Annotated in this window: 27 protein-coding genes and 3 pseudogenes; 21 read left to right on the plus strand and 9 right to left on the minus strand. The window is 72.0% G+C overall.

Features of this window, described 5'->3' with window-relative positions; translation table 11 throughout:
* Nucleotides 1–38 precede the first annotated feature (38 nt).
* Both ACFWBB_RS04040 and ACFWBB_RS04045 read right to left on the minus strand, forming a co-directional pair.
* Nucleotides 39–1,412, minus strand: a complete 1,374-nt coding sequence (locus ACFWBB_RS04040; protein WP_385266617.1) for a cryptochrome/photolyase family protein — start codon at nucleotides 1,410–1,412, stop codon at nucleotides 39–41.
* 191 nt (nucleotides 1,413–1,603) lie between these two features.
* Nucleotides 1,604–3,136, minus strand: a complete 1,533-nt coding sequence (locus tag ACFWBB_RS04045) for an SDR family oxidoreductase (protein WP_385266619.1) — start codon at nucleotides 3,134–3,136, stop codon at nucleotides 1,604–1,606.
* A gap of 194 nt (nucleotides 3,137–3,330) precedes the next feature.
* Between ACFWBB_RS04045 and ACFWBB_RS04050 the strand changes: the two are divergent.
* From ACFWBB_RS04050 to ACFWBB_RS04060, 3 genes and pseudogenes are all read left to right on the plus strand, one after another.
* A pseudogene (locus ACFWBB_RS04050) lies at nucleotides 3,331–3,689 on the plus strand (MarR family winged helix-turn-helix transcriptional regulator); the annotation flags it as partial.
* Nucleotides 3,669–4,036, plus strand: a pseudogene (locus ACFWBB_RS04055) (MMPL family transporter); the annotation flags it as partial. The pseudogenes ACFWBB_RS04050 and ACFWBB_RS04055, both read left to right, overlap by 21 nt.
* A gap of 145 nt (nucleotides 4,037–4,181) precedes the next feature.
* The gene (locus tag ACFWBB_RS04060) at nucleotides 4,182–4,349 is read left to right on the plus strand and encodes a hypothetical protein (protein WP_176741484.1); all 168 of its coding nucleotides are present in this window, start codon (nucleotides 4,182–4,184) and stop codon (nucleotides 4,347–4,349) included.
* 142 nt (nucleotides 4,350–4,491) lie between these two features.
* Here the strand turns inward: ACFWBB_RS04060 and ACFWBB_RS04065 are convergent, their stop codons facing one another.
* Nucleotides 4,492–5,409, minus strand: a complete 918-nt coding sequence (locus ACFWBB_RS04065) for a LysR family transcriptional regulator (RefSeq protein ID WP_385266623.1) — start codon at nucleotides 5,407–5,409, stop codon at nucleotides 4,492–4,494.
* Nucleotides 5,410–5,552: 143 nt separating this feature from the next.
* On the opposite strand from ACFWBB_RS04065, the gene ACFWBB_RS04070 reads away from it, so the two are divergent.
* The 8 genes and pseudogenes from ACFWBB_RS04070 (at nucleotide 5,553) to ACFWBB_RS04105 (ending at nucleotide 11,998) form a co-directional block, all read left to right on the plus strand.
* Nucleotides 5,553–5,630, plus strand: coding sequence for a putative leader peptide (locus ACFWBB_RS04070; RefSeq protein ID WP_350786652.1), 78 nt, complete (start codon nucleotides 5,553–5,555; stop codon nucleotides 5,628–5,630).
* 144 nt (nucleotides 5,631–5,774) lie between these two features.
* A complete protein-coding gene (gene sfnG, locus ACFWBB_RS04075) occupies nucleotides 5,775–6,896 on the plus strand; it encodes a dimethylsulfone monooxygenase SfnG (protein ID WP_385266626.1) in 1,122 nt (373 codons plus the stop codon).
* A 57-nt stretch (nucleotides 6,897–6,953) separates the two neighbouring features.
* Nucleotides 6,954–7,079: pseudogene (locus ACFWBB_RS04080) on the plus strand (monooxygenase); the annotation flags it as partial.
* A gap of 67 nt (nucleotides 7,080–7,146) precedes the next feature.
* Nucleotides 7,147–7,701: an NADPH-dependent FMN reductase gene (gene ssuE / locus ACFWBB_RS04085; RefSeq protein WP_385266629.1), complete on the plus strand. Its 555-nt coding sequence runs from the start codon at nucleotides 7,147–7,149 to the stop codon at nucleotides 7,699–7,701.
* 7 nt (nucleotides 7,702–7,708) lie between these two features.
* Nucleotides 7,709–8,893 (plus strand): SfnB family sulfur acquisition oxidoreductase, encoded by a 1,185-nt coding sequence (locus ACFWBB_RS04090; protein ID WP_385266631.1) that lies wholly within the window; start codon nucleotides 7,709–7,711, stop codon nucleotides 8,891–8,893.
* 103 nt (nucleotides 8,894–8,996) lie between these two features.
* On the plus strand, nucleotides 8,997–10,142 hold the full coding sequence (locus ACFWBB_RS04095) for an LLM class flavin-dependent oxidoreductase (protein ID WP_385266632.1): 1,146 nt from the start codon (nucleotides 8,997–8,999) through the stop codon (nucleotides 10,140–10,142).
* 157 nt (nucleotides 10,143–10,299) lie between these two features.
* A complete protein-coding gene (locus ACFWBB_RS04100; protein ID WP_385266634.1) occupies nucleotides 10,300–10,734 on the plus strand; it encodes a peptidoglycan-binding protein in 435 nt (144 codons plus the stop codon).
* Nucleotides 10,735–10,957: 223 nt separating this feature from the next.
* The gene (locus ACFWBB_RS04105; protein WP_385266636.1) at nucleotides 10,958–11,998 is read left to right on the plus strand and encodes a hypothetical protein; all 1,041 of its coding nucleotides are present in this window, start codon (nucleotides 10,958–10,960) and stop codon (nucleotides 11,996–11,998) included.
* Here the strand turns inward: ACFWBB_RS04105 and ACFWBB_RS04110 are convergent.
* Nucleotides 11,963–12,991, minus strand: coding sequence for an acyl-CoA dehydrogenase family protein (locus ACFWBB_RS04110; RefSeq protein ID WP_385266637.1), 1,029 nt, complete (start codon nucleotides 12,989–12,991; stop codon nucleotides 11,963–11,965). The two genes, ACFWBB_RS04105 and ACFWBB_RS04110, sit on opposite strands and share 36 nt — an antisense overlap.
* 98 nt (nucleotides 12,992–13,089) lie before the next feature.
* Here ACFWBB_RS04110 and ACFWBB_RS04115 point away from each other — a divergent pair, with 98 nt between their 5' ends.
* The 7 genes from ACFWBB_RS04115 to ACFWBB_RS04145 all read left to right on the plus strand — a co-directional run bounded on the left by ACFWBB_RS04115 (nucleotide 13,090) and on the right by ACFWBB_RS04145 (nucleotide 18,909).
* Nucleotides 13,090–13,440 (plus strand): YciI family protein, encoded by a 351-nt coding sequence (locus tag ACFWBB_RS04115; protein WP_385266810.1) that lies wholly within the window; start codon nucleotides 13,090–13,092, stop codon nucleotides 13,438–13,440.
* Nucleotides 13,440–14,639 carry an RNA polymerase sigma factor gene (locus ACFWBB_RS04120; protein WP_385266638.1) on the plus strand — a complete coding sequence of 400 codons (1,200 nt, stop codon included), beginning with the start codon at nucleotides 13,440–13,442 and terminating at the stop codon, nucleotides 14,637–14,639. The genes ACFWBB_RS04115 and ACFWBB_RS04120 overlap by 1 nt, the downstream gene beginning before the upstream one ends.
* 135 nt (nucleotides 14,640–14,774) lie before the next feature.
* Nucleotides 14,775–16,100, plus strand: a complete 1,326-nt coding sequence (locus ACFWBB_RS04125) for an aldehyde dehydrogenase family protein (protein ID WP_385266641.1) — start codon at nucleotides 14,775–14,777, stop codon at nucleotides 16,098–16,100.
* 258 nt (nucleotides 16,101–16,358) lie between these two features.
* Nucleotides 16,359–16,523 carry a hypothetical protein gene (locus ACFWBB_RS04130; protein ID WP_385266643.1) on the plus strand — a complete coding sequence of 55 codons (165 nt, stop codon included), beginning with the start codon at nucleotides 16,359–16,361 and terminating at the stop codon, nucleotides 16,521–16,523.
* Nucleotides 16,520–17,086: a sigma-70 family RNA polymerase sigma factor gene (locus tag ACFWBB_RS04135; RefSeq protein ID WP_385266646.1), complete on the plus strand. Its 567-nt coding sequence runs from the start codon at nucleotides 16,520–16,522 to the stop codon at nucleotides 17,084–17,086. Before ACFWBB_RS04130 ends, ACFWBB_RS04135 begins: the two co-directional genes overlap by 4 nt.
* Nucleotides 17,083–17,952, plus strand: a complete 870-nt coding sequence (locus tag ACFWBB_RS04140) for a hypothetical protein (protein WP_385266647.1) — start codon at nucleotides 17,083–17,085, stop codon at nucleotides 17,950–17,952. The genes ACFWBB_RS04135 and ACFWBB_RS04140 overlap by 4 nt, the downstream gene beginning before the upstream one ends.
* A 54-nt stretch (nucleotides 17,953–18,006) precedes the next feature.
* Nucleotides 18,007–18,909: an aldo/keto reductase gene (locus tag ACFWBB_RS04145; protein WP_385266650.1), complete on the plus strand. Its 903-nt coding sequence runs from the start codon at nucleotides 18,007–18,009 to the stop codon at nucleotides 18,907–18,909.
* Here ACFWBB_RS04145 and ACFWBB_RS04150 read toward each other — a convergent pair.
* Nucleotides 18,906–19,364, minus strand: coding sequence for a pyridoxamine 5'-phosphate oxidase family protein (locus ACFWBB_RS04150; RefSeq protein WP_385266653.1), 459 nt, complete (start codon nucleotides 19,362–19,364; stop codon nucleotides 18,906–18,908). The genes ACFWBB_RS04145 and ACFWBB_RS04150 overlap by 4 nt on opposite strands.
* 203 nt (nucleotides 19,365–19,567) lie before the next feature.
* Here ACFWBB_RS04150 and ACFWBB_RS04155 point away from each other — a divergent pair, with 203 nt between their 5' ends.
* Both ACFWBB_RS04155 and ACFWBB_RS04160 read left to right on the plus strand, forming a co-directional pair.
* Nucleotides 19,568–19,963, plus strand: a complete 396-nt coding sequence (locus tag ACFWBB_RS04155; RefSeq protein ID WP_385266812.1) for a VOC family protein — start codon at nucleotides 19,568–19,570, stop codon at nucleotides 19,961–19,963.
* A gap of 27 nt (nucleotides 19,964–19,990) precedes the next feature.
* Nucleotides 19,991–21,061: an adenosine deaminase gene (locus ACFWBB_RS04160; protein WP_385266656.1), complete on the plus strand. Its 1,071-nt coding sequence runs from the start codon at nucleotides 19,991–19,993 to the stop codon at nucleotides 21,059–21,061.
* Here the strand turns inward: ACFWBB_RS04160 and ACFWBB_RS04165 are convergent.
* Nucleotides 21,043–21,558, minus strand: a complete 516-nt coding sequence (locus tag ACFWBB_RS04165) for a DUF664 domain-containing protein (protein WP_385266658.1) — start codon at nucleotides 21,556–21,558, stop codon at nucleotides 21,043–21,045. The genes ACFWBB_RS04160 and ACFWBB_RS04165 overlap by 19 nt on opposite strands.
* A 25-nt stretch (nucleotides 21,559–21,583) precedes the next feature.
* The gene (locus tag ACFWBB_RS04170) at nucleotides 21,584–22,468 is read right to left on the minus strand and encodes a LysR substrate-binding domain-containing protein (RefSeq protein WP_385266661.1); all 885 of its coding nucleotides are present in this window, start codon (nucleotides 22,466–22,468) and stop codon (nucleotides 21,584–21,586) included.
* Between the two features lie 123 nt (nucleotides 22,469–22,591).
* On the opposite strand from ACFWBB_RS04170, the gene mgrA reads away from it, so the two are divergent.
* Nucleotides 22,592–23,584, plus strand: coding sequence for an L-glyceraldehyde 3-phosphate reductase (gene mgrA, locus ACFWBB_RS04175; RefSeq protein WP_385266664.1), 993 nt, complete (start codon nucleotides 22,592–22,594; stop codon nucleotides 23,582–23,584).
* Here mgrA and ACFWBB_RS04180 read toward each other — a convergent pair.
* Complete coding sequence (locus ACFWBB_RS04180) at nucleotides 23,574–23,861, minus strand: DUF1905 domain-containing protein (RefSeq protein WP_385266667.1); 288 nt, start codon at nucleotides 23,859–23,861, stop codon at nucleotides 23,574–23,576. The genes mgrA and ACFWBB_RS04180 overlap by 11 nt on opposite strands.
* Nucleotides 23,862–23,968: 107 nt before the next feature.
* Nucleotides 23,969–24,370, minus strand: coding sequence for a nuclear transport factor 2 family protein (locus ACFWBB_RS04185; RefSeq protein WP_385266670.1), 402 nt, complete (start codon nucleotides 24,368–24,370; stop codon nucleotides 23,969–23,971).
* Nucleotides 24,371–24,553: the final 183 nt, after the last annotated feature.

Below are 24,553 nucleotides of genomic sequence, written 5' to 3' on the forward strand. Positions count from 1 at the left end.
CCGCGGGCCTGCCTGTCCGGCACGCGCCCGGCGAACGCTCAGGCGCGGTCCCGGGCGCGTCTGAAGCGGGCGAGCCCCTCGGCGAGTCCGACGATCGGCTCCGGGTAGCCGAGCGCCGCCCGGTCCGCGCGCGGCAGCTTCCACGGCTCGTGCACCGCGGGCGCCGCCAGGTGCTCGAGCTCCGGCAGCCAGCGCCGCACATACGCCCCGTCGGGGTCGTACCGCTTGGCCTGGGTGACGGGGTTGAGGACCCGGTTGGGCCGCGAGTCGGTGCCTGTTCCCGCCATCCACTGCCAGTTGAGCTGGTTGTTGGCCACGTCCCCGTCGACCAGCAGATCCAGGAAGTGCCGGGCGCCGACGCGCCAGTCGACGTACAGCGTCTTGGTGAGGAAGCTGGCGGTCAGCAGCCGGCCCCGGTTGTGCATCCACCCCTCGTGGCGCAGCTGCCGCATCGCCGCGTCCACCACCGGGTAGCCGGTCCGGCCCTCCCGCCACGCCTCGACGTCCTCGCGCGCCGTCCACTCCGTGCGCCAGCGGTCGCGTTTGGTGCGGTAGTCGGCGCGCGCCGCGTCGGGCCGGGCCGCCAGTACCTGGCGGTGGAAGTCACGCCAGGCCAGCTGCCGCACGAACGCCTCGGCTCCCGGGCCGCCCGCCCGGCGCGCCCGGTGCACGAGCTCGACCGGGGACAGGGTGCCGAAGTGCAGATGGGGCGACAGCCGGGAGGTCGCGTCCCCGGCCAGGTCGTCGTGCCGGTCCTCGTAGGCGTCGATGCCGTCCCGCAGCCAGGCGGCGACCCGCTCGCGGCCCTCCGGCTCGCCTCCCGCGGCCAGTCCCGGTGACAGGCCGGTCAGCCCCTTCCGGGTGGGCAGCGGCTCCGAGCCGACGCCGTCCGGGACCCCTACGGTGCGGGGCGCGTCGAGCGGCTCGCGCAGCCGCCACCGCGACCAGTGCCCGTAGTACGGGGTGAAGACGGCGAAGTGGTCCGACGAGGCAGGGGTCACCGCCCCGGGATCGACGGCGGTGGTCACCGCGTCGTGCACATGCAGCCGCACGCCCTCCCCCTCCAGGGCGTGCCGCAGCCGTTCCTCGCGGCGCCGCGCGTGCGCGCTGCCGTCGGCGGCCAGATGGACCTCGTCCGCGTCCGCCTCACCGGCCACCCGGCAGACCTGCTCCACCAGGTCTCCCGAGCGCAGGACGAGCCGGCCGCCGCGCTCGCGCAGCCCCGCGTCGAGATCACGCAGACAGTCGGCGAGGAACGCCAGCCGGTTCGGCGCCGCGAACCCGGCACCGTCCACCGCCCGGTCGCGCACGAACAACGGGACCACCTGCCGGGCCCCGTCGAGGGCCGCGCGCAGCGGCGGGTGGTCGTGCAGACGAAGGTCCGCGGTGAACAGGACGAGTGAGACGTTCATGGACGGGCTCCGGGACGGGATGTCGGGACGGGGGCGCGGGCGGGGTTCGCCTCACGGGTTCGGGGCGGTTCATGACCGCGGATCCTGCGGATCCGTGGCGGCGTAGGTCGGACGATGAGCTGCTTCCGTGAAGCGATGCCCTGCGGATGCACGGTCGGGCGGCGGGCGGTGTCCGCCTGCGTATCCGGCACTCAGCCCGACGAGGCCCCCTCGCGAGGGCGGTTCGTCGCCTCCTTCGATGCCGCCGCCCGGGCGATGTTGCGGGCCATGCCGCCGAAGACGACGGCGTGGAAGGGCGAGACGCTCCACCAGTAGACGTGGCCGAGCAGCCCGTGCGGATGGAACAGCGCGCGCTGACGGAAGCGGGTACGGCCGTCGGCGTCCGTCTCGGCGGACAGCTCCAGCCAGGCCAGACCCGGCAGCCGCATCTCGGCCCGCAGCCGGAGCAGATGTCCGGCTTCGATCTCCTCGACCCGCCAGAAGTCCAGTGAGTCGCCCACCCGCAGCCGGGCGGCGTCCCGGCGGCCCCGGCGCAGCCCCACCCCGCCGGCCAACCGGTCGAGCCCGCCACGGACGGCCCAGGCGAGCCGGAAGGAGTACCAGCCGTTGTCACCGCCGATGCCCTCGATCACCCGCCACAGCGACCCACGAGGCGCGTCGACGACCAGTTCGCGGACGTCGGTGTAGAGACTGCCGCCCGCCCAGCCGGGGTCGGTGGGCAGCGGGTCGCTGGGTGCGCCCGGAACGGACGCGGAGGACCACCGGGTGGTGACCCGTGCGTCCCGCACCTTGCGCAGGGCGAGCCGGACGGCCTCGTCGAAGCCGAGCGGATGGCCGGGCGGGTCAGGCACGTACCGGGTGAGGTCGCGCTCGTGACAGACCACCTCGTGCCGCAGCGACTCGGTGAGCGGCCGCGCGATCGAGGCCGGTACGGGGGTCACCAGACCGACCCAGTGGCTGGACAGACCTGGGGTGAGCATCGGCACGGACAGGATGAGCCGGCGGGGCAGTTCGGCGATGGCGGCGTAGCGGATCATCATCTCGCGGTACGTCAGGACGTCCGGGCCGCCGAGGTCGAAGGCCCGGCTGACGTCGTCCGGCATCCCGGCGGAGCCGACGAGGGCGCGCAGCACGTCGCGGACGGCCACGGGCTGGATCCGGGTGTGCACCCAGCTCGGAGTGACCATCACCGGCAGTCGTTCGGTCAGGTAACGCAGCATCTCGAAGGAGACCGAACCCGAGCCGATCACGACCGCGGCCCGCAGCACGGTGGTGGGGACGCCCGAGTCCAGCAGGATCCGCCCCACCTCGGCGCGCGAGCGCAGGTGCGGCGACAGGTCGCGCTCGGGCACACCGGCCGGGGTGAGGCCACCGAGGTAGACGACGCGGCGCACTCCCGCCGCCCGGGCCTGTTCCCCGAAGATCCGTGCCGCCCGCCGGTCCGTCTCCTCGAAGTCGTCACCCGTGCCCAGCGCGTGCACCAGGTAGTACGCGACGTCGACACCTCGCAGGGCCGCCGCGACCGACGTGGCGTCCGTGACGTCCCCGCGTGCCGTTTCCACGTCGCCGGCCCACGGGTGGTCGCGCAGCCGGTCGGGTGAGCGGGCGAGACAGCGCACCCGGTGGCCCGCCGCCAGCAGCTCCGGGACGAGCCGGCCGCCGATGTATCCCGTGGCGCCGGTCACCAGGCAGAGCGTTCCGGTACCGCGGCTGTCTCCGGTCATGAGCCGTGCTCCTTCGCGTCGGTGGCCCCCTCGCAGATCGCTTCCACGCGCGGCGGGCCCGCGGATGCGACCGGGGCTTGTGCGCACGAACGAGTGATCGCGGACGGCGACCACGCCGGCCCCGTGGCCACAGCGAACGACCGTGAGGGGCGGGTGCCGGGACAGCAGTCCGAGGCGTCCGAGGCGCGACCGGCCTGCATGTCTCCGCGGTCCGGCTGCGGCGGATGAACGGCGGGATCAACCGGTTGGCGCAAGCCCTTCGCGGGCGACCAGGGGCTGCACCCGACGGACGTCCAGGCGCTCGCCGCGATCCTCGACGCCTGCGGGCCGATGACCCCGAAGCGGCTGCGTGAGCATCTCGGGCCCACCTCCGGCGCCGTCACCGCGTGCGTGGACCGGCTGGAGCGCGCGGGGCACATCCGCCCGGGTCCGGGAGAGCGCCGACCGCAGGGTGGTCCACCTGTACCACGCGGCCGACGCCCGGCCGGTGGCCCGCACCCACTTCCGGCCGCCGGCCGGGGCGACCCGGGCGGCGCGCTTCCGCTTCACCGAGGGCGTCGCCTCGGCGGCCGCCGCCACCGCGTCCGGTCGTCCCGGCGCCGACCCCCTGGTGGTCGACGGCGGGTACGGGTCGACGTCACCCTCGCCTCCGCCGCGACGGCGACCCCGCCCTGCGGACCGTGGACCGCCTGCGCACCTCCCTGCACGCCGTTCCCGGCGCGGACGCCCTCGTCGGCGGCTGCACGGCCCAGCGGCGCGGCCCAGCGGTACGACACCCTGCGCACCGCCGAGCGCGACCGCACCCTCATCGTCCCCGTCGTCCTCGCCATCGTCTTCCTCGTCCTGACGGCCCTGCTGCGCTCGCTGCTGCTGCCCGCGCTGGTGCGGGACACCGGAGCCCGCGCCCGGTGGCCGGGACGGCTCGCCAGCGGCCACGACGGGGCGGACGACCATCCGTCGGCCGCGAGGTGAACATGCTCGCGCCGATCCTGGGAAGCCGGAGTGAGGAGAAGTTGTCCGTTTCGCACGGGAGGTGTCCGCCGCTATGAGCGCGAAGGTCTTGGAGCGTTTCCCCGCAGGATCCCCGCGAGGGTCGTGGCCGGCGGAGGAGTACGCGGCACGGCGGCGAGCCGAGGGGGAGCCCGCGACCGTGGTCATGGACCTGAAGTCGGATGCCTTCCTCGTGGTCGTCCCGCTCGGCGACGAGGACTGATACCCCGCCGGCGGTGGGCGGCGCGGGTGTGCTGAGGACCGGCTGCTGCGGCCGGTCCTCCCCGGGCTCCCGCCCGTCGCCGGCCGGCCGCCACCCGGACCGTGCGCCCTGCCGCGGGACGGCCGGCCCGGTGGTCCCGCTCCTACGGCCCCTCGGGTGCCACGCCGAGGGCCCGTGCCGTGCGGACGAACACCTCGTGCAGGTCCCGCGCGGCCTGCGGTACGGACTCGGCCCGCCGCCGTTGCAGCATCAGCAGGACCTGTGTCGTGTCACCGCTGATCGGCCGGTGGGTCAGCGCGCCCCGCCGCTCCAGCGGATCCCCGACCACACTGAAGTCCGGCAGGACCGTCGCACCCAGCCCCTCGGCCACCATCAGCTTGCCCATCTCCGCCCCGTCGGTGGAGTATGCGAAGGAGGGGCCGCGCCCGTCGAGGAGCCGATGGACGTAGCGGTGCATGACATAGCCCGACCGCATACCGATCAGCGGTACGTCGAGCAGGTCGTCCACCGAGACCGAGGCCCCGGCGGCCAGTGGGCTGTCGGGGCGCACGCACACCACCGGCCGGCCGCGCAGCAGCTCCGTGGACTCGAACTCGGCCGGCACGTCGTCCCCCTCCAGATGGTTGACGAGGCCCAGGTCGAACCCGCCCTCCAACAGGGTCCGGTGAATGTCGGTCTGCTGGGCGCCCACCACCTCGACCTGGGTGACGGGATGCGCGGCGCGGAACTCCCGGACCACCGGGATGAGCAGCGGCACGGTCGCCGCGTTCACCGTGCCGACCCGCACCATCCGGCTGATCCGGTGCTGCTCGCCCGCCGCCGAACGCAGCCGGTCCACCGCGTCCAGCACCCCGATGATGTGCGGCAGGAGTTCCCGGCCCGAGGCGCTCATGGTGGCGCCGGACCGCTTGCGCTCCAGGAGATCCACCCCGAGTTCACGCTCCAGGTTCCGCACGGTCTCGCTCAACGCGGGCTGGGAGAGGCGTAGTTCGTCAGCGGCCCGGCGCAGAGAACCGAGCCGGGTGACCGCCGCGATGTATTCCAGCTGTTCCGTTCGCACGACCGAAGAATGCGGGCCCGTCCGACGCCCGTTCAAGGGTTTCCCTGTCACACCTTCGTGAAATTCAATGGTCCGCGATACGAGACCGGTCGGGTTTGCCTTGACTGCTGTCGGCGGCGGCTGCCACGATCGAGGATATGAAGATGCGACTGGACCTCACGCGGCGACGCCATGTCGACCTCGCGCGCGTCTCCAGCGCCTCCTGTTGCGCCGCGGCCTGATCTTCCCCGCGATCCGCCGCGCTTTTCCTGTTCTCCGCCTGAATTCAACGCGCCCGCCCACGCCTTGGCGTCCGCACCTCCCTCGGAGCCTGTGCGCCCCGTGAATTCGGCGCGCCCGAAAACATTCCGCAACAGGAGTTCCGCATGCCTGCCGCGCCCGTGAAATTCGCCTATTGGGTCCCCAACGTCAGCGGGGGACTCGTCACCAGCAAGATCGAGCAGCGCACCGACTGGGGGTACGACTACAACCGCGAACTCGCAGTCCTCGCCGAGAACAACGGCTTCGACTACGCCCTCAGCCAGGTCCGCTACATGGCCAGCTACGGCGCTGAATTCCAGCACGAGTCGACGAGCTTCAGCCTCGCGCTGCTCCTGGCCACACAGCGCCTGAAGGTGATCGCCGCAGTCCATCCCGGCCTGTGGCACCCTGGTGTCCTCGCCAAGCTCGGCGCCACCGCCGACCACCTCTCGAACGGCCGCTTCGCCGTGAACGTCGTGTCCGGCTGGTTCAAGGGCGAGTTCACCGCGCTGGGCGAACCCTGGCTGGAGCACGACGAGCGGTACCGGCGTTCCGAGGAGTTCATCCGCGCCCTGCGCCAGATCTGGACCGAGGACCACACCGAACTCGCCGGCGACTTCTACCGGCTGCGGGACTTCTCCCTCAAGCCGAAGCCCCTCAACACCCCAGAGCGACCGCACCCCGAGATCTTCCAGGGCGGCAACTCCACCGCTGCCCGGCAGATGGCCGGCCGGGTCTCCGACTGGTACTTCTCCAACGGCAAGGACTTCGACGGGGTCGTCGAGCAGATCGCCGACGTGCGCGTGTCCGCCGCCCGGGCGGGCCGCACCGCACCGAAGTTCGGTCTCAACGGCTTCCTCATCGCCCGGGACACCGAGGCCGAGGCCCGTGACACCTTGCGGGAGATCGTCGCCCAGGCCGACACCGAGGCCGTCGAGGGCTTCGGGGCCGCAGTCAAGCAGGCGGGCAAGTCCACCGCCGACGGCAAGGGCATGTGGCAGGACTCCGGCTTCGAGGACCTCGTCCAGTACAACGACGGATTCAGGACCGGCCTCATCGGCAGCCCGGAGCAGATCGCCGAGCGCATCGTCGCCTACAAGAAGCTCGGCGTCGACCTCTTCCTCCTGGGCTTCCTGCACTACCACGAGGAGGTCGAGTACTTCGGCAAGCGGGTCCTGCCTCTGGTACGTGAACTGGAGGCTCAACTCCTGGACGGCGAGGACGATTTCGTCCCGGCACAGGTCTGACCGCCCCCACATCGGCATCCGGATCCTCGAGGTGCCGGCGCCCGCGCCAGGGCCGCCTCCGAGGGTCTGGACCGCTTCTGGCGCAAGCCCCGCACCCACACGCTCCACGACCCCGTCGCCCACCAGCGCCGCGAGGTCGGCCGCCGGGTCCTCGAGGGCGAACTGCCCGAACCCACCTGGTACTTCCTGACCGCTCCCACCGGGGCACCCCGCCATGCCGAGGCGTCCCGGGCTCTCCGAAAGAGGATCCATGGCCACCGTCCTGTCCGTCTCCGGCAGCCCCTCCGTCTCCTCCCGCACCGGCCGTCTGCTCCGCCACCTCGACCAGCGGCTCGCCGCCCAGGGGCACGAGGTGATCCCGCTCGACGTCCGCACGATCCCGGCCGAGGCCCTGCTCGGCGCGGACTTCCGGCACCCGGCGATCGTCGAGGCGACCGAGCTGGTCGCGCGCGCCGACGGCGTCGTCGTGGGCACCCCGGTCTACAAGGCGTCCTACTCCGGTGTCCTCAAGGCGCTCCTCGATCTGCTCCCGCAGTACGCGCTCACCGGCAAGACGGTCCTGCCCCTGGCCACCGGCGGCTCCACCGCGCACGTCCTGGCCATCGACTACGCCCTGCGCCCCGTGCTCAACTCCATGGGCGCGGCCCATATCGTGCAGGGCTGGTTCACCCTCGACAAGGACATCACCGCCCACGAGGACGGATCCATCACCATCGCCCCGACCGCCACCGAGGCGCTCACCCAGGTCGTCGACCAGTTCTCGGCAGCGCTCGGGCGGACGCCGTACCTGGCCGCGGCGAGCTGAGCGCACGATGGCCGCCCATGTCATCGCCGACGACACCGAGGCCCTCGCCGTCGCCGCTTCGCTGGCCGCGGAGTTCCGCCTCGGCGCGTCCGCACGCGACACCGAACGACGCCTGCCCCGGGCTGAGGTGGACCAGTTGTCCGCCTCCGGGCTGCTCGCCGTCACCGTCCCCGCCGACCACGGCGGGGCGGACGTCGGCGCCCGGACCCTCGCGGAGATCTTCCGCCTGCTCGGCACCGCCGACGGCAGCCTCGCCCAGATCCCGCAGAGCCACTTCGCCTATGTGAACGTGATCCGCCGCCAGGGCACGCCGGAGCAGCGGAAGTTCTTCTTCGCCGAGCTGCTCGCCGGCCGGCGCTTCGGCAACGCCCAGTCGGAGGCCGGCACCCGGCACGTCCAGGACATCCGCACCCGCCTGGAGTCCCGGCCGGACGGCTCGTACGTCCTGACCGGAGTCAAGCACTACTCCACCGGCGCCCTCTTCGCCGACTGGATCCCGGTGCTGGCCCGCGCCGAGGACGACGAACTGCACGTCGCCTATGTGCCGTCCGACGCACCCGGACTCACGGTGCTCGACGACTGGGACGGGCTCGGTCAGCGGACGACGGCCAGCGGCACCGTCCGCCTCGACGGCGTTCCGGTGCCGGGTGACCGTGTCCTGCCGCACCACCTCACCTTCGGGGGGCCACAACTGCACGGCGCCGTGGCCCAGTTGCTGCACGCAGCCATCGACGCGGGGATCGCGGCGGGCGCACTCGACGAGGCGGCCGAGTTCGTGCGGACGAAGAGCCGACCGTGGTTCGAGAGCGGAGTCGAGACCGCCGCCGAGGATCCGCTGCTGATCCAGCGGTTCGGCGAACTCGCCCTGCAGGTACGGGCGGCGGAGGCGCTGCTGCGGGAAGCCGCCCGGTCGGTCGACGCGGCGCACGCCGCTCTCACCGACGACACGGCCGCCGAGGCGTCCCTCGCGGTCGCCGCCGCGAAGGTGCAGGCGGCCCGGGCGGCAGTGGAGGTGTCGAGCGCCCTGTTCGAGGTGTCCGGCACCCGGTCCGCCGCCAACTCCCTCAACCTGCACCGGCATTGGCGTGACGCCCGCACGCACACCCTGCACGATCCGACCCGCTGGAAGATCCAGCACCTCGGACGGTTCGTGCTGAACGGCACCCGGCCGCCACGCCACGGCCTGCTCTAGCGCGGCACGGCCCGCCTCACACCGAAGGCCCGACAGCCCGGCAGGCCGACAGCCCGGCAGGCCGAAGGCCCGGCATACGGACATTCCCGATCGGAGACCCCCCGTGTCCCTCATCTTCCACTGGTTCCTCCCCACCAACGGAGACAGCCGCCATGTCGTCGGCGGCGGTCACGGCACCCCCGCCACCTCCTCCGGAAGGGACCGGCCGCCGACGGTCGCCTATCTGAGCCAGATCGCCCGCGCCGCCGAGGATCTCGGTTTCGTGGGCGCGCTCACCCCCACCGGGGCGTGGTGCGAGGACGCCTGGCTGACCACGGCGATGGTCAGCCAGCACACCGAGCGGCTCAAGTTCCTGGTCGCGTTCCGGCCCGGCTTCGTCTCGCCGACGCTCGCCGCGCAGATGGCGTCCACCTTCCAGCGGCAGACCGGTGGCCGGCTCCTGCTCAATGTCGTCACCGGCGGCGAGAGCCACGAGCAGCGGGCCTACGGCGACTTCCTGGACAAGGACGACCGTTATCGCCGTACGGGTGAATTCCTCCAGATCGTGAGGGAGTTGTGGGAGGGCGGGACCGTCGACCTGAAGGGCGAGCACCTCCAGGTCGAGGACGCGAAGCTGGCCCGGGTGCCGGATCCGGTGCCCGAGGTGTACTTCGGCGGGTCCTCGCCGCTCGCCGGTGAGGTCGCCGCGAAGTACGTCGACGCCTACCTCACCTGGGGCGAGCCGCCGGCCCAGGTCGCGCGGAAGATCGCCTGGGTCAGAGGGCTCGCGGCGAAGGAGGGGCGGACCCTGCGGTTCGGCATCCGCCTGCACGTCATCACCCGGGACACCTCGGAAGAGGCCTGGGCGGAGGCGAACCGACTGCTCGCCGGGTTCGACACCGAGACCGTGCGGTCCGTACAGGCGGGGCTGGCGCGCAGCGAGTCCGAGGGACAGCGGCGGATGCTCGCCCTGCACGGCGGAGGCAGCCGGGACGGACTGGAGATCCACCCCAACCTGTGGGCCGGCATCGGGCTGGTGCGCGGGGGCGCGGGGACCGCGCTGGTGGGCAGCCATGAGGAGGTCGCCCGGCTCATCAAGGAGTACGCGGCGCTGGGGATCGAGGAGTTCGTGCTGTCCGGGTACCCGCATCTGGAGGAGGCGTACTGGTTCGGGGAGGGCGTGCTGCCCAGGCTGGCGGGGGAGGGGCTGTGGAGGCATCCGTTCCGTACGGACGTCGCCCACTCGGCGCAGGTTCCCTTCGCGAGCTGAGGGCTCCTTACCGCGCACACGACGATGCGCGGTAATTTCGTGAGCCGTTCAATCGAACCTTCAACTGGCAGACCTTCAACTGGCGAATATTCAACCGGCCTTTCCTCAGGGGACTTCCGGGTCGAATTTTTCTCGAACCGTCATTAGCATGGTTCGTATGAATACGACACCGGAGTTCTATGTGGTAAGGGAGGGCGACTCGCTCTCCAAAATCGCGGACAAGTTCCATCTGTCGCTGGCCAAGATCGAGGCGATGAACCCCGAGATCGAGAACTTCGATCTCATTCACCCGGGAGACCGCGTTCGCGTGGCCGCACCGAGTGAGGAGCCGGAGTTCGAGCCCTTCCCGGGCAAGGACTTCTTCCAGTCGTCCGTGAGCAGCCCGATCATCGAGGTCATGGGTTTCCGCCTCATGGATGAGGGCTGCTCGGTGTACCCCGACGGGCCGGACCTCCAGTGGAGTGAGGACGACCGGAGGTCCTTCGCCAAGTGGCAGCGGAAACTCGGCTTCACGGGCAGCGACGCGGACGGCATCCCGGGGCGGCAGTCCTGGGAGCGGCTTCATGTGCCCGCCCTCCACATGAGCGAATAGCCCGCCCGAGCGGTGACGGAGATCGGCGATGAACACGTTCGCGGCGGTCGCGGAAAACCCCTCGGTCCCTACGCGCCGAGGGCTCGCGGTAAAGCTGCGTCCCCGACCGCCGCGGTCACCCTGGCGGGCGCGAGCCAAAACCCGCATCGCCTATCTCGAAGTACAGTTGAAACGCGAAGAAGTCAGGCCTTGCACCGACGGCCGCAAAGCCCTTCTCAAGGGAATGAAGGGTCATCTCGAAAGGGCCCGCTCCGCGGCGGACGAGACATTCGGATGGCGGCGGCCGTGGTCGGGTTCGACCGCCCGCGAGGGCGTCTGGTCGAATCTGCGCAGCGCCGACGTGCTGCTGCTCCAGCTGGTGCCCGACGCGGAGGCCGTCGGCCGTGCCGGCGAGGTCATGGCACTGGTCAAACGCCATCTGGACAAGGACAACCCACAGCGCGTCAGGCTCGCCCAGCGGATCCGGCACCTCGTCTCCGGCGACCTGACGCCGAGCGACCGGGAGCTCATGGTCCGGGCGCTCGACGGCGCGTACAGCAACCTGGACGCCGAACTGGCCCGGGTGCGCAGCCTGCGCAACATCCTGTGGACCGCCACGTTCGTCGTCCTTCTCGGCGTCGCGAGCCTCGCCCTCTACGGCTGGTTCTCGCCCAGCTCGCTGAGCCTGTGCTTCACGCCCAAAGCCGGCGCCGGTGACGCGCACGTGATGCAGGTCGTATGCCCCAGCAAGGACTACCCCACCGCGACGGCAGGCAGGTCTGCCAGCGACCACGCCCTGCCGAGGGACATCCTCACTGTCGAGATCGCCGGGCTGGCCGGCGCGGCACTCACCGTCATCGCCTCACTGCGACGCATACGGGGCACCAGCTCTCCCTACATGCTGCCCCTGGCGTCGGCGGTGCTGAAGTTCCCCACCGGCGCCCTGTCGGCCTTCCTCGGCGTGCTGCTGATCAGGGGCGCGTTCGTCCCAGGGCTCAGTGACCTCGACAGCAGAGCGCAGGTCCTCGCCTGGGCCGCGGTCTTCGGCGCCGCGCAGCACCTGGTGACCCGCCTGGTCGACGAACGCGCGCAGATGACACTGTCGGAGGTCGGTCAATTCACCGGCGCAACCGTCGACCCGGAAACCGTCGCGGTCAGGGAGGGCGAGCGGGAGGGGGAGGTCGGGGCGCCCGGTTCACCGGTCGCGGGCGGCCCCGGAGAGAGCACCGACGGCGAACCGGGCGGGTCGTCAGCCGGCCAGCGCACTCAGGTGGGCCCCGCGTGACTCCTGTGTCTGGGCCTGGACCATCAGGAACAGGGCTTCCCTCGCCAGGCGTTGGGCCCTGTTCGTCAGCAGCATCGAGCGGCCCCCGCCGGTCACCACCGCCGCTGTGGTCGCCGCCTGCAGCACCTCGTACGCCTGTGTCCTCAGGGCCAGGCGTTCCGCCAGGTGCTCGTGGGGCGCGGCACTGTCGGCCAGGGCGTAGGCCCGGGCGCGGATCTCGGTCAGACGGGCGCGCAGCGGGGGCGCCGTGTCCTCGTCCAGCAGGGCCAGCGCCGCCTCCGTGAGGCCGAACACCGCCGGGTTGGCGTTCACCGTCCTGAGGCGGTCCGCCGCCGACCAGCGGTCGTACGGGGTGCGCAGCGCGACCGCCTCGTCCGGTAGCCACAGGCCGTCCAGTTCCAGGGAGACCGTGCCCGCCGCGGTGAGGGCGGCAAGGCGCATCGGGGCCGAGGCCCGCAGGCCCGGCTGTTCCCGCGCCTCGGCGAAGGCGAACAGGGCCTCGTCCGTGTCGGTGACTCCGGCGAGGAGCAGCACGTCGTTCAGGCCCCACCCGGTGTACCAGGGAACCGTCCCCTCGAAGCGCCAGCCGGTGCGCTCCCGGGCGACCCGGACCGGGATGCGCGGATACGCGCGCAGGTGGGCGTACGCCACCCCGGACAGCAGCTCACCCGTCGCCAGCCGGCCCAGCAGGCGTTCGCGCACCGGGCCCTCGTTCCCGGCCAGCGTCAGTACCGGGGTGTGGTGCTGCGCCTGCACGAACCAGGTCGAGCAGCACGCCCCGGCCAGGATCTCCGCCGTCTCGCGCACCACCGCGCCGGGTGCCGCAGCCCCGCCGTACTCCAGCGGCGCGTTCAGTCCGAGCAGACCCGAGCGCCTGATCTCCGCGAGGTGGCCCGGGGGGACCTCTGACTGGTCGACCTGTTCGGCGTGCGGGGCGAGGAGGTCGTCCGCGAGACGGCGGGCGCGGGTGACGAGGGGGTGCGGTGCGGTCATGAGCGGGATTCTTCCGTTTACGTGGCGTGGGGTGTCGATCCGGGGGACCGCCGTTCGTGTAGGAGGTGACGGAACGGCACGACGACCTGGAGGACGTCATGAATTACTACCTGCTCAGTGTGATCACGCCCAGCGAGGGCGAGCCCCCGTCGGCCGAGGGGATGGCGGAGATCAACCGCAACCTCGAGACGTTCCACCGGGAGCTGCGCGAGGCCGACGCCTGGGTGTTCGCCGGGGGGCTGCACGGGCCGGAGACGGCCACCGTGCTGCGGCCGGGCGGCGGCGAGGTCCTCGTCACCGACGGGCCGTACGCCGAGGGCAAGGAATACCTCGGCGGGATCTGCCTGATCAAGGCCCCGGACCTCGACGCCGCCCTGCACTGGGGCCGGCGGGCGACGTGGGCGACCACCCTTCCCGTCGAGGTGCGCCCCTTCATGGGCGAGGCCTGATGCCCCTCGACGTCGAGGCCGTGTTCCGTGCTGAGTACGGCCGCGCCGTCGCCGTCCTGGTCCGCTTCCTCGGCGACATCGACCTCGCCGAGGAGGCGGTCCAGGACGCCTTCACCACGGCCGTGCGGCGCTGGCCGCAGACCGGTGTGCCGCCGAGCCCGGCCGGATGGATCATCACCACCGCCCGCAACCGGGCCGTCGACCGGCTGCGCCGGGAGTCCACCCGGGGCGCCCGGCACGCCGAGGCCGCCCTGCTGCACGCAGCCGGCCCGCCCGCCGAGGAGGGCCCCGTGCGCGACGACCGGCTCCGCCTGATCTTCACCTGCTGCCACCCCGCGCTGGCCCGGCAGGCCCAGGTCGCCCTGACCCTGCGCCTGCTCGGCGGGCTCACCACCGCCCGGCTCGCCCGCGCCTTCCTCGTCCCCGAGCCGACCATGGCCCAGCGGCTCGTCCGCGCCAAGGCGAAGATCCGGGACGCCCGCATCCCGTACCGCGTACCTCGTGACGCCGACCTGCCCGACCGGCTCGAGGGCGTGCTCGCCGTCGTCTACCTGATCTTCAACGAGGGGTACGGGGGCGACCCGGGCCTGTGCGCCGAGGCCCTGCGCATGGGCCGGCTCCTCACCGAGCTGATGCCGGACGAGCCGGAGGCGACCGGCCTGCTGGCGCTGATGCTGCTCGTCCGGTCCCGGCAGGCCGCGCGCGAGGACGCCGACGGCACCCTCGTACCGCTGCCCGAGCAGGACCGCGACCGGTGGGACCGGGACCTGGTGGCCGAGGGGCAGTCACTCGTCCGCCGCTGTCTGCGCCGCAACCGGCCCGGGCCCTACCAGATCCAGGCCGCGATCCAGGCCGTCCACGGCGACGCCCCGACCGCCGCCGACACCGACTGGCGGCAGATCCTGCGCCTCTACGACCAGCTCATGGCACTGGCCCCGAGTCCGGTGGTGGCACTGAACCGGGCGGTCGCCGTGGCGGAGACCCAGGGGCCGGGCCCCGCCCTCGACCTCGTCGACGCGCTGGACCTCGGCGGCTATCACGTCTGGCACGCGGTCCGCGCCGACCTGCTGCGCCGGCTGGACCGGGTCACCGAGGCCGCGCAGGCCTACGAGGCCGCCCTCGCGCTGAGCACGAACCCGGCGGAGCGGGCCTTCCTCGACCGGCGCAGACGCGCACTCTGCGCAGGCGCCGAAGAGTAGTCGTCGCCCGGGAATGTATTTTGGTGCAGGAAAGGTTGGCATATACATCGAGCTGATCGCTCGCACCCGAACGAGCCGACCGCTCGCACCGAGAACCCAGGGCCGCGAGGCCCGCGCACCCCCCAGTGAGGCACCGTGACCACCGCCGCCACTCCCGAGCAGCCCGCCGACGTCGTGGCCCGACTGCGCGCCACGTTCCGCACCGGACGCACCAAGCCCGTCGCCTGGCGCACGGAGCAGCTGCGCCGCCTGCGTGAGCTGCTCACGGAGCGGGGCGCCGACCTGGCCGCCGCCCTCCACGCCGACCTGGGCAAGAGCTCCACCGAGGCCTACCGCACCGAGATCGACTTCACGGTCCGGGAGATCGACCACACCCTCGACCACCTGGACGCGTGGCTGCGCCCCGAGTCCGCCCCGGTCCCGGCGCACCTCGGCGCGGACGCGAGTGCCTGGACGCAGTACGACCCGCTCGGTGTCGTCCTGGTCATCGCGCCCTGGAACTACCCCGCCCAGCTGCTGCTCGCCCCGCTGGTCGGTGCCCTCGCCGCCGGCAACACGGTGGTCGTCAAGCCCAGCGAGCTCGCGCCGGCCACGTCCGCGGCGCTGGCCCGTCTGCTGCCGGGGTACCTCGACACCGACGCGGTCGCCGTCGTCGAGGGCGGGATCCCGGAGACCACGGCCCTGCTCGCCGAGCGCTTCGACCACATCTTCTACACCGGCAACGGCACCGTCGGACGCGTCGTCCTGCGCGCCGCCGCCGAGCACCTCACCCCCGTCACCCTCGAACTCGGCGGCAAGTCCCCGGCGTTCGTCGACCGCGACGCCGATCTCACCGTCGTCGCGGACCGGTTGGCCGGCGGCAAGTTCCTCAACGCCGGCCAGACCTGCGTCGCCCCCGACTACGTCCTCACCGACCCGGAGACGGCCGCCGCCCTCGAACCCCTGCTGGCGCGCGCGGTCGAGACGCTCTACGGCACCGACCCGCAGACCTCGTCCGACTACGGCCGCATCATCAGCGAACGCCACTTCGACCGGCTCACCGGTCTGCTCGGCTCCGGCCGGATCGTGATCGGCGGCGGCAGCGACCGTACGGACAAGTACCTCGCGCCGACCGTGCTCGCCGACGTCGACCCCGAGTCGCCCGTCATGCAGGAGGAGATCTTCGGCCCGATCCTGCCGATCGTCACCGTGGACGGCCTGGACGAGGCCATCGACTTCATCAACGACCGCGACAAGCCCCTCGCCCTCTACGTCTTCACCGAGTCCGAAGGCACCCGGGGCCGCATCGCCGCCGAGACATCTTCCGGCGGCCTCGGCCACGGCCTGCCCCTCGCCCATCTCACCGTCTCCGACCTGCCGTTCGGTGGCGTCGGCGAGAGCGGCATGGGCAACTACCACGGCCGCTACTCCATCGAGACGTTCAGCCACCGCAAGGCGGTGCTGGAGAAGCCGCTGCGCTGAGCGGCGCGGGCCACGGGCGGTGCGGGCAGGCGGGCGAAAGCGGACGGGAGTGGGCGGAAGTAGCCCATCAAGCGGCATTCAGGGAACGGGTATTGGCCCGGAATGGCACGGTCCGTAGTCCGAAACGGCCAAATCCATCGGGCTTTCGAATCCGGCTGCACGAATCGGCGCCGCCGGACGCCGTGGAGGCAGAAGGTGTGACCGATGCCTTCCGGGGCCCCTGCGCCCCGCACAGCCAGCGGAAGGACCGAAGGGTCCGTGAACGACCAGTTCGAACAGCTCGCCCGCGACATGGCGTTGTCCGTGCTAGCCCTACGGGTCTTCGGGCCCGGAGTCCTCACCCTCGCGCGCCGGTTCGTCGCCGCACTCGTGCGGGTGGGCGTCCGTGAGATGGACCACCGGCTCCCCGGGGGAGATCGGTGACCCAGGAGGAATTGCGCCCCGCCGGCAACCCGCGGGCCCCCGAGAAGCTGCCCCTGGACTTCAGCGCCTTCCACCAGATGCACCGCCCTCTCTACGTCCGTGAGGCCGAGCGCTGTCTGCGCTGCCGGGCGGACGCCGAGGAGGCCGTGGACGAGGCGTTCGTCCAACTCGCCCGGCAGTGGCCGCGGATACTGCGCGCCGAGAACCCCGCCGCCTACGCCTGGCGGGTGATGAAGAACCGCGTCATCGACCACGCCCGGGCCCGTGGCCGGCGCGCCACGCTGATGGACACGGCCGTCTTCGAGACGGTCACCCTCCAGGGCGCGGAGGACGCCTTCGAGGTGATCGAGCAGAACCTCCGGCTGTTCCACGCGATCTCCGCTCTCCCCGAGCGCCAGCGGGACGTCATCCGGCTGCGCTACTGCGAGGGTTGCAGCACAGCCGACGTGGCGTTCCAGCTGGGGATCACCGAAGCCGGGGTGCGTTCCACCGAACGCCATGCCAAACGCCGTCTGCGGGAGATCTACACATCGTGCGCCGAGGAGGAGGCGGAGCGGTCATGACCTTCGACACCGCGAGCGACATCGACACCCTGCTGGCCGGGGCGCGACTTCAGCCCATGGCCCCCTACAGCCGCTCGGACATCGAGGCGGCGGAGGCCCGGATCGCCGCCCGGGTCGCGGCGGGCGGCGGCCCCGAAGAACCCACGGTCAGGGTGTGCCCGCAGCGCGCCGCGGCGGTGCGCAGAACCCCGAGGGCGCACCCCGCGGCCCGGGATCTGCGATCACTGTGCGAGGCGCTGCTGACCCGTACGGGAGCCCTGAAGGGCCTCGGCAACTTCCTCGGCAGCGCCCTGCCCGAACCCTCCGGCGCCCGGATCCTCGGCGGCCTGCTCTACCTGGCCGACTGCGAGGACAGTGCCCGCTTCTGGTGGCAGTACGGCGCCGGCGCCTCCGACACCGTCTCCTCGTACTGCCTCTACCTCCACCACCGCTCGATGGGGGAGGAGGACGAGGCCGACTGGTGGCTGCGCCACACGGAGATCACCCCCGCCACCCTGAGCCGGGAGGCCACCGAACTCGAGATCGCCACCGCGCTGCATGTGCTCAGCGGTCTGCGCCGCGGCGGGAGGGGACTGCCCAAGGCGTTGCGGGCGCTGGTGGAGTACGTGCCGGCCGTGGTCGGCTTCGTCGACGACGACCTCGAACTCCCGCTGCCCGACGGGGATCTGGCCGAGATCGTGGAGGAGGTCGTCGCCCATGGCACACCGTCCGCCGCGGAGCGCCGGCGGGCCAGGTCCGGCCCGCTGCCCGAACGCCGGGAGCCGACCGTGCACACCGTGTCCTCGGCCACCCCGCGCACGGCCCGGCACTGGAGCCGCGACGTCCAGGAGGCGCTGCGCAAGTGTGAGGAGACCGTGGCCTGTTGAGGGTCCGCGCCACCGGCCCGTGCCGGTGCGCGCGGTGCGTGCGAGACTGCACGGATGACCACCGGAACGATCACCGCGGACGCGGCGGGCACCTGGAACGTCGGCGACCTGACGGTCGGCCGCATCGGCTTCGGCGCGATGCGGCTGACCGGCAGCGCGGCCTTCCACCTCGGCACGCCGAGCGACCGTGGCCGCTCGATCGCCGTCCTGCGCAAGGCGATCGATCTCGGTGTCAACCACATCGACACCGCCGCCTTCTACTTCTCCGCCCTCCGCTCCGCCAACGAAATCATCAACAGCGCGCTCGCCCCGTACCCGGACGACCTGCTCATCGCCACCAAGGTCGGCCCCTTCCGCGACTACTCGGGGGAGTGGGGCACCTCGGCCCGCCCCGAGGACCTGCGCGGTCATGTCGAGGAGAACCTGCGCCAGCTCGGCCGCGACCACCTCGACCTGGTGTACCTGCGGCGGATGCGCCAGGAGTCGATCGCCGAGCACTTCGGAGCCCTGGCCGAGCTGCGTGCGGCCGGACTGATCCGCCACCTCGGTCTCTCCGACGTCGAACCCCGTCATCTCGCCGAGGCGCAGGCCGTCGCCCCCGTCGCCGCCGTGCAGAACCGCTACGGCCTCGGGCACCACGCCCCCGCGACCGAGGAACTCCTGCGTGTCTGCGGCGAACAGGGCATCGCGTTCGTGCCGTTCTTCGCCATCGCCGGCGACGGCGGAGCCCAGGGCGCGACCACCGCCCACGACGAGGCGCTGCTCTCCGTCGCCCACGCCCACGGCGCGTCCCCCGCCGGGGTCCGCCTCGCCTGGACCCTCGCCCAGGGGCCGCACGTGCTGGCCATCCCGGGCACCGGCGACCCCGACCACCTCACGGAGAACGTTGCTGCGGGCGCGCTGCGCCTGACGGCAGGGGAACTGGACCGCCTGAACGCCGCGCACCGCGGCGCCTAGACGACCCACACCCCGTCCCGCATGAGGTGCCGCCGGGGCAGCTCGTGTTCCTCGCGCCATGCCTGCACCGCCACCGGCCGCACCCGGAAATAGGCGTACGAGGCGCTGTCCCGGCCCGGATCCCAGCCCGTCTTCGCGCGGAAGGCCCGGGCTGCCGCCACCGGTATCTCCTCCCGTGTGTACGTCTCGACCTGGCCGTCGACGAGAACCACGTTCCGCGTGTCCCCGAAGGCCAGGCGGGCCCGGCCGGCCTCCTGGAGGTTGCGGCCGGTGGGGTTGGTGAGGCGGGTGGACAGCCACAGGTGTTCACCGTCCCAGACGAACCACAGCGCGACGAGACAGGGCAGCCCCTCCCGGTCCGCCGTGGCGACCCAGATGTCGGTCTCGCGTTCCAGCCGGTCCAGGAGTTCCTGCTTGCGCTGCGCGGGGGTGCGGGGCGGCTCCGTGATCTTCATTGCGTCGACGCTAGTGACGGCCGGGGCTCGCCGCCTCGGACCACGGTCCCGAAAGCACCTCGGGCCCGCGACCTAGGACGGGCCCTGGAGCGGGCCCGGTCACCGCCGCTGCGGAGGCGACTGGCGTGCGGGACGTTTTACGTATAACCTCTCCCGTCAATCGCATCTCCCGGTAGTTCCCGGACACTCCCCGAAAGGCCATGATGAGTCGTATCGCCCTGGTCACGCTTGTCGTCGACGACTACGACGAGGCGATCCGCTTCTACACGGAGGCGCTCGGGTTCCGGCTCGTCGAGGACGAACCCCGCCCCGACGGCGCCCGCTGGGTCGTCGTGCGGCCCGGGGACCGCCAGGACGGCACCGGGCTGCTGCTCGCCCGGGCCAAGGGCGACGCCCAGCGTGCCCGGATCGGCGACCAGACCGGCGGCCGCGTCGGGTTCTTCCTGCACACCGACGACTTCGCAGGCGACCACGCCCGCATGCTCGCCGCCGGCGTGACCTTCCTGGAGGAGCCCCGCCACGAGGCCTACGGCTCCGTCGCCGTCTTCCAGGACCTGTACGGGAACCGCTGGGACCTGCTCCAGCCCGCCACCACCTGAGAACCACCTGCCGAGGAACACAGACTCATGACCGCGCCCCACATCGACGCCGACACTCTCCGCCGGCTCCCCAAGGCCGTCCTGCACGACCACCTCGACGGCGGCCTGCGCCCCGCCACCGTCGTCGAGCTCGCGGAGCAGGTCGGCCACACGCTGCCCACCACCGACCCCGACGAACTCGCCGCCTGGTACTTCGAGGCCGCCAACTCGGGTGACCTGGTGCGCTACATAGCCACCTTCGAGCACACCCTCGCCGTGATGCAGTCCCGCGAGGGTCTGCTGCGCACCGCGGAGGAGTACGTCCTCGACCTCGCGGCCGACGGAGTCGTCTACGGCGAGGTCCGCTACGCCCCCGAACTGATGCTGAACGGCGGGCTGACGCTCCCCGAGGTCGTCGAGACGGTGCAGGAGGGTCTCGCGGCCGGCATGGCCAAGGCCGCGGCCGCGGGCACACCGGTCCGCGTCGGCACGCTGCTCTGCGGCATGCGGATGTTCGACCGCACCCGGGAGACCGCCGACCTCGCGGTCGCCTTCCGGGACGCGGGAGTCGTGGGCTTCGACATCGCCGGCGCCGAGGACGGCTTTCCGCCCGCCGACCACCTCGACGCCTTCGAGCACCTGCGCCGCGAGAACGTCCCCTTCACCATCCACGCCGGCGAGGCCCACGGGCTGCCCAGCATCCACCAGGCCCTCCAGGTCTGCGGCGCCCAGCGCATCGGCCACGGCGTGCGCATCACCGACGACATCGTGGACGGCAAGCTCGGCCGCCTCGCGGGCTGGGTGCGAGACCGTCGCATCGCCCTGGAGATGTGCCCGACCTCCAACCTCCAGACCGGCGCCGCCGGCTCGATCGCCGAGCACCCGATCACCGCGCTGAAGGACCTCGGCTTCCGCGTCACCCTCAACACCGACAACCGGCTGGTCTCCGGCACCACGATGACCCGCGAGATGTCGCTGCTCGTCCAGGAGGCGGGCTGGACCGTCGAGGACCTGCGGACCGTCACGGTGAACGCCCTCAAGAGCGCGTTCGCGCCGTTCGACGAGCGCAAGGCCCTCATCGAGGACGTCGTGCTCCCGGGTTACGCCGCCGCGCTCTGAAGCAGCCCGCGGACATAGGCGGCCTGTCCGACGTGCTGGAGGTCGTCGGACAGGACGCTGACCAGCCGTACGCCCAGGGTGACCGGCGGATCCCAGCGCTCGTCCACGACGCGCTCCAGGTCCGCCGCGGTCAGCGCGCGCAGCGCCGTCAGGCTCTGCGCGTGCACGGCGTCGTAGTACCCGGTCAGCAGGCCGCTGTCGGAGACCCGGACCTTCGCGACCTGTGCGGCGCTGTGCCCGTACCCGGTGTCATGGCGCGGCAGGTCGAGGCCGAACCGCTTCTCCCAGTCCTGGGTCAGCCACACCTGGTCGAGCCCGAAGGCGTCGGCGAGATGGTCGTCCTGGACGCGGGCGAGATGCCAGACGAGCCAGGCGATCGAGTTGGATCCGGCGGCGGGCCGGGCCACGAGGTCGTCGGGTTCCAGGCCCTCGACGGCGGCGTGGACCTCTTCCCGGATGCGGCTGTACCCGTCGATGAGGATGTCCTTGGCATGCATACGTCCACCATCGCGCACCCCGCGCTCACACGCTCCCCGTTTCCAGCAGCGCCATCAGCGCCCGGGCCGCCGGGCTGGTGGCCCGCGCGGGCGGCAGCAGCGCGACCGTCTCGTACACCGCCTCGCCCGTCCCCTTGAGGGGCAGCGCGGTGAGCGCCTCGCGCTTGTGCCGGAAGTGGCGCGGTACGACGGCGACGCCGAGGTTCTCGTCCACCAGGTCCAGGAGACTGTGCACGTCGTTGACCTCGAGGGCGACCGTGCGCCGCACTCCCGCCTCGGCGAACGCGACGTCGGTGGCCCGCCGCGGACCCCAGTCCGGATGGAAGTCGACGAACACCTCGCCCGCGACGTCCTCCGGCGTCAGCGCCGCCGAGACCCCCGCGAGGCGGTGGTCGGGATGGCACAGCACGTACATCGGCTCGGTGGCCAGCGGCGCGCAGCGGAGCTGGTCGGTGTCCGTCTGGGTCCGGTAGGCGAAGGCCAGGTCGAGCCGGCCGGCCGCCACCTCCTCGCCGAGCGCGCCCGAGCCGGTCTGCCGCAGCCGGATCTCCACATCCGGGTGGCGCCGCCGGAACGCCGCCAGCAGCCCGGCCACGTTCACCCCGGCGATGCACTGCTCGGTGCCCACGGAGAGCGTGCCGCGCACCACCCCTTGCACGGCGGCCACCGCCTCGTGGGCCGCCCGCACCTGCGCCAGGATCCGCTCCGCCTCCGCCAGCAGCGCCCGGCCCGCCTCCGTCAGCGTCACCCGCCGGGTGGTCCGAACGAACAGCGGAGCGCGCAGCTCCCGCTCCAGTGCCCTGATCGACGCCGACAGGCCCGACTGGGAGACCATCAGGCGTTCGGCGGCCCGGGTGAAGTGCTGGTCCTCGGCGACCGCGACGAAGTGCTGGAGGTGGCGCAGTTCCATGATTGAGAAGCGTAGCCGCACAATTCCATCGGATTCTTCTGTTGGACCACTATCCGCAGGTCGACCAGAGTGGGTAACGGTTCCCGAGACCGATCTTCCGTGCCAACCCTTCCTGGAGTCGCGTTGTACACCGCACATCCCGACCGCTACGCGGACATGCCCTACCGGCGCACCGGACGCAGCGGCCTGAAGCTCCCCGCGCTGTCGCTCGGACTGTGGCACAACTTCGGGCCGGACCGCCCGGTCGAGACGCAGCGGGCCATCCTGCGCCGCGCCTTCGACCTCGGCATCACCCACTTCGACCTGGCCAACAACTACGGTCCGCCGCCCGGCGCCGCCGAGTCCGCGCTGGGCGAGGCGCTGAGGGCGGACTTCGCGCCGTACCGCGACGAGCTGGTCATCTCCACCAAGGCCGGGTATCTGATGTGGCCGGGCCCCTACGGCGAATGGGGCTCGCGAAAGTACCTGCTGTCCTCGCTCGACCAGAGCCTGACCCGGATGGGCCTGGACCACGTCGACATCTTCTACTCGCACCGCCCCGACCCGGAGACTCCCCTCGAGGAGACGATGGGCGCCCTGCACACGGCCGTCCAGCAGGGCAAGGCGCTCTACGCCGGCGTCTCCAACTACTCGGCGGAGCAGACCCGCGAGGCCGCCCGCATCCTCCGTGAACTGGGTACCCCGCTGCTCATCCACCAGCCGCGCTACTCGATGCTCGACCGCCGCCCCGAGAGCGAGGGCCTGCTCGACGCCCTGGACGAGCTCCAGGTCGGCTCGATCGTGTTCTCGCCGCTGGAGCAGGGGCTGCTGACCGGCCGCTACCTGGACGGCATCCCGGAGGACTCGCGGGCGGCGAGCGACAGCCCCTTCCTGAACTCCGACGCGCTGACCGGGGAGCTCGTGGGCAAACTGCGCGCCCTCGACGACATCGCCAAGTCCCGCGGCCAGTCACTCGCCCAGCTCGCCCTGGCCTGGGTGCTGCGCGGCGGCCGGGTGACCTCCGCGCTGGTGGGCGCGAGCAGTGCCCGGCAGATCGAGGACAGCGTCGGCGCCCTCGCCAACCTGGACTTCGAGGCCGAGGAGCTGGCCCGGATCGACGCGGTGATCAACGGCTGAGCCGCTCCGTCAGGAGGACGGTCACCGAGTCGCCCTCCTGCTTTCCGATCGCCTTGCGCACCTCGGCATTGACGGGGAGTTTGTGGGTGCCGTCCCCGAGGGCCATGAACGAACCCCGGAACGGATGTCCGTCGACCGTTCCGCGGATCTTGACCAGTCCGCGGGTGCCGAAGTATGCGACGGACTCCGGCCAGACGACATAGGTCCAGCCGCCTTTAGCCGGGCTCTTTCGCAGGACGGCCGTGAATTCGGCATTCAGTGTTCCGGTTGTGCTCATGATGTCCTCCGCTCGCGGTGATCTCCTGTCGGTAGACCGCCGCGAGCGGAGGAATTCATCGCCGACCGACCGACCGACCGACCGACCGACCGACCCACCGACCGGACTCAGGCTCCGGCGGGCACCCGGTCGAGGAATCCGAGGACGGATGTGATCCGGTCCCGGTCGTCGAGGGTGATGACGTCGGATCCGGCCACCGGCGCCGCTCCTCCTCCGGCGGAGGTAGCCCCGGCCGTGCTCACGAGCTCCCAGGAGAAGCGGGCCGTGTCGTGGTGCCCGTCGACAGCGCCGGTGAGGCGGAAGACGAAGCCCGGGAACTGCGCGTGTGCCGCCGCGATCACGGCGGCGATGCCCTCGTGGCCCCGGACCTGGGCCAGTGGGTCGGTGTAGCCGCCGTCCACGGCCCACGCTGCGGTAACAGCCTTGGCCAAAGCCTCGGACTCACGCGCGTTCCAGGCCTCGAAGTAGCGGGCGACGGCATTCTCGTAACGGTCGGTGTTCGCGGACATGGCGAATCAGCCCCCAATGAGGTCATCGATACTGGTCAGGTCCCGGATCCGGGTTTTCGCCGTTCCGGTGTGACCACCTTGCCCGCACCCGCCGTCCGGGTCGATTACCTGTCGGGTAATGACGGCGGGTCCCGGCGCTCGCCGAATTTCGGCCATGAACGGCACTGAATATGCCAAGAGACT

The organism is Streptomyces sp. NPDC060000 (genome assembly GCF_042737375.1).
Lineage (GTDB): Bacteria > Actinomycetota > Actinomycetes > Streptomycetales > Streptomycetaceae > Streptomyces.

Excerpts from the sequence above, each read along its gene's own strand:
- ACFWBB_RS04155 (WP_385266812.1), top strand. The coding sequence starts at position 19,568 with ATGAGTCGTATCGCCCTGGTCACGCTTGTCGTCGACGACTACGACGAG.
- ACFWBB_RS04115 (WP_385266810.1), top strand. The coding sequence starts at position 13,090 with ATGAATTACTACCTGCTCAGTGTGATCACGCCCAGCGAGGGCGAGCCC.
- ACFWBB_RS04145 (WP_385266650.1), top strand. The coding sequence starts at position 18,007 with ATGACCACCGGAACGATCACCGCGGACGCGGCGGGCACCTGGAACGTC.
- ACFWBB_RS04105 (WP_385266636.1), top strand. The coding sequence starts at position 10,958 with ATGAAGGGTCATCTCGAAAGGGCCCGCTCCGCGGCGGACGAGACATTC.
- ACFWBB_RS04070 (WP_350786652.1), top strand. The coding sequence starts at position 5,553 with ATGCGACTGGACCTCACGCGGCGACGCCATGTCGACCTCGCGCGCGTC.
- ACFWBB_RS04160 (WP_385266656.1), top strand. The coding sequence starts at position 19,991 with ATGACCGCGCCCCACATCGACGCCGACACTCTCCGCCGGCTCCCCAAG.
- ACFWBB_RS04165 (WP_385266658.1), bottom strand. The coding sequence starts at position 21,558 with ATGCATGCCAAGGACATCCTCATCGACGGGTACAGCCGCATCCGGGAA.
- ACFWBB_RS04110 (WP_385266637.1), bottom strand. The coding sequence starts at position 12,991 with ATGACCGCACCGCACCCCCTCGTCACCCGCGCCCGCCGTCTCGCGGAC.
- sfnG (WP_385266626.1), top strand. The coding sequence starts at position 5,775 with ATGCCTGCCGCGCCCGTGAAATTCGCCTATTGGGTCCCCAACGTCAGC.
- ACFWBB_RS04090 (WP_385266631.1), top strand. The coding sequence starts at position 7,709 with ATGGCCGCCCATGTCATCGCCGACGACACCGAGGCCCTCGCCGTCGCC.
- ACFWBB_RS04040 (WP_385266617.1), bottom strand. The coding sequence starts at position 1,412 with ATGAACGTCTCACTCGTCCTGTTCACCGCGGACCTTCGTCTGCACGAC.
- ACFWBB_RS04060 (WP_176741484.1), top strand. The coding sequence starts at position 4,182 with ATGAGCGCGAAGGTCTTGGAGCGTTTCCCCGCAGGATCCCCGCGAGGG.
- ACFWBB_RS04045 (WP_385266619.1), bottom strand. The coding sequence starts at position 3,136 with ATGACCGGAGACAGCCGCGGTACCGGAACGCTCTGCCTGGTGACCGGC.
- ACFWBB_RS04140 (WP_385266647.1), top strand. The coding sequence starts at position 17,083 with ATGACCTTCGACACCGCGAGCGACATCGACACCCTGCTGGCCGGGGCG.
- ssuE (WP_385266629.1), top strand. The coding sequence starts at position 7,147 with ATGGCCACCGTCCTGTCCGTCTCCGGCAGCCCCTCCGTCTCCTCCCGC.
- ACFWBB_RS04100 (WP_385266634.1), top strand. The coding sequence starts at position 10,300 with ATGAATACGACACCGGAGTTCTATGTGGTAAGGGAGGGCGACTCGCTC.
- ACFWBB_RS04120 (WP_385266638.1), top strand. The coding sequence starts at position 13,440 with ATGCCCCTCGACGTCGAGGCCGTGTTCCGTGCTGAGTACGGCCGCGCC.
- ACFWBB_RS04150 (WP_385266653.1), bottom strand. The coding sequence starts at position 19,364 with ATGAAGATCACGGAGCCGCCCCGCACCCCCGCGCAGCGCAAGCAGGAA.
- ACFWBB_RS04180 (WP_385266667.1), bottom strand. The coding sequence starts at position 23,861 with ATGAGCACAACCGGAACACTGAATGCCGAATTCACGGCCGTCCTGCGA.
- ACFWBB_RS04185 (WP_385266670.1), bottom strand. The coding sequence starts at position 24,370 with ATGTCCGCGAACACCGACCGTTACGAGAATGCCGTCGCCCGCTACTTC.
- ACFWBB_RS04170 (WP_385266661.1), bottom strand. The coding sequence starts at position 22,468 with ATGGAACTGCGCCACCTCCAGCACTTCGTCGCGGTCGCCGAGGACCAG.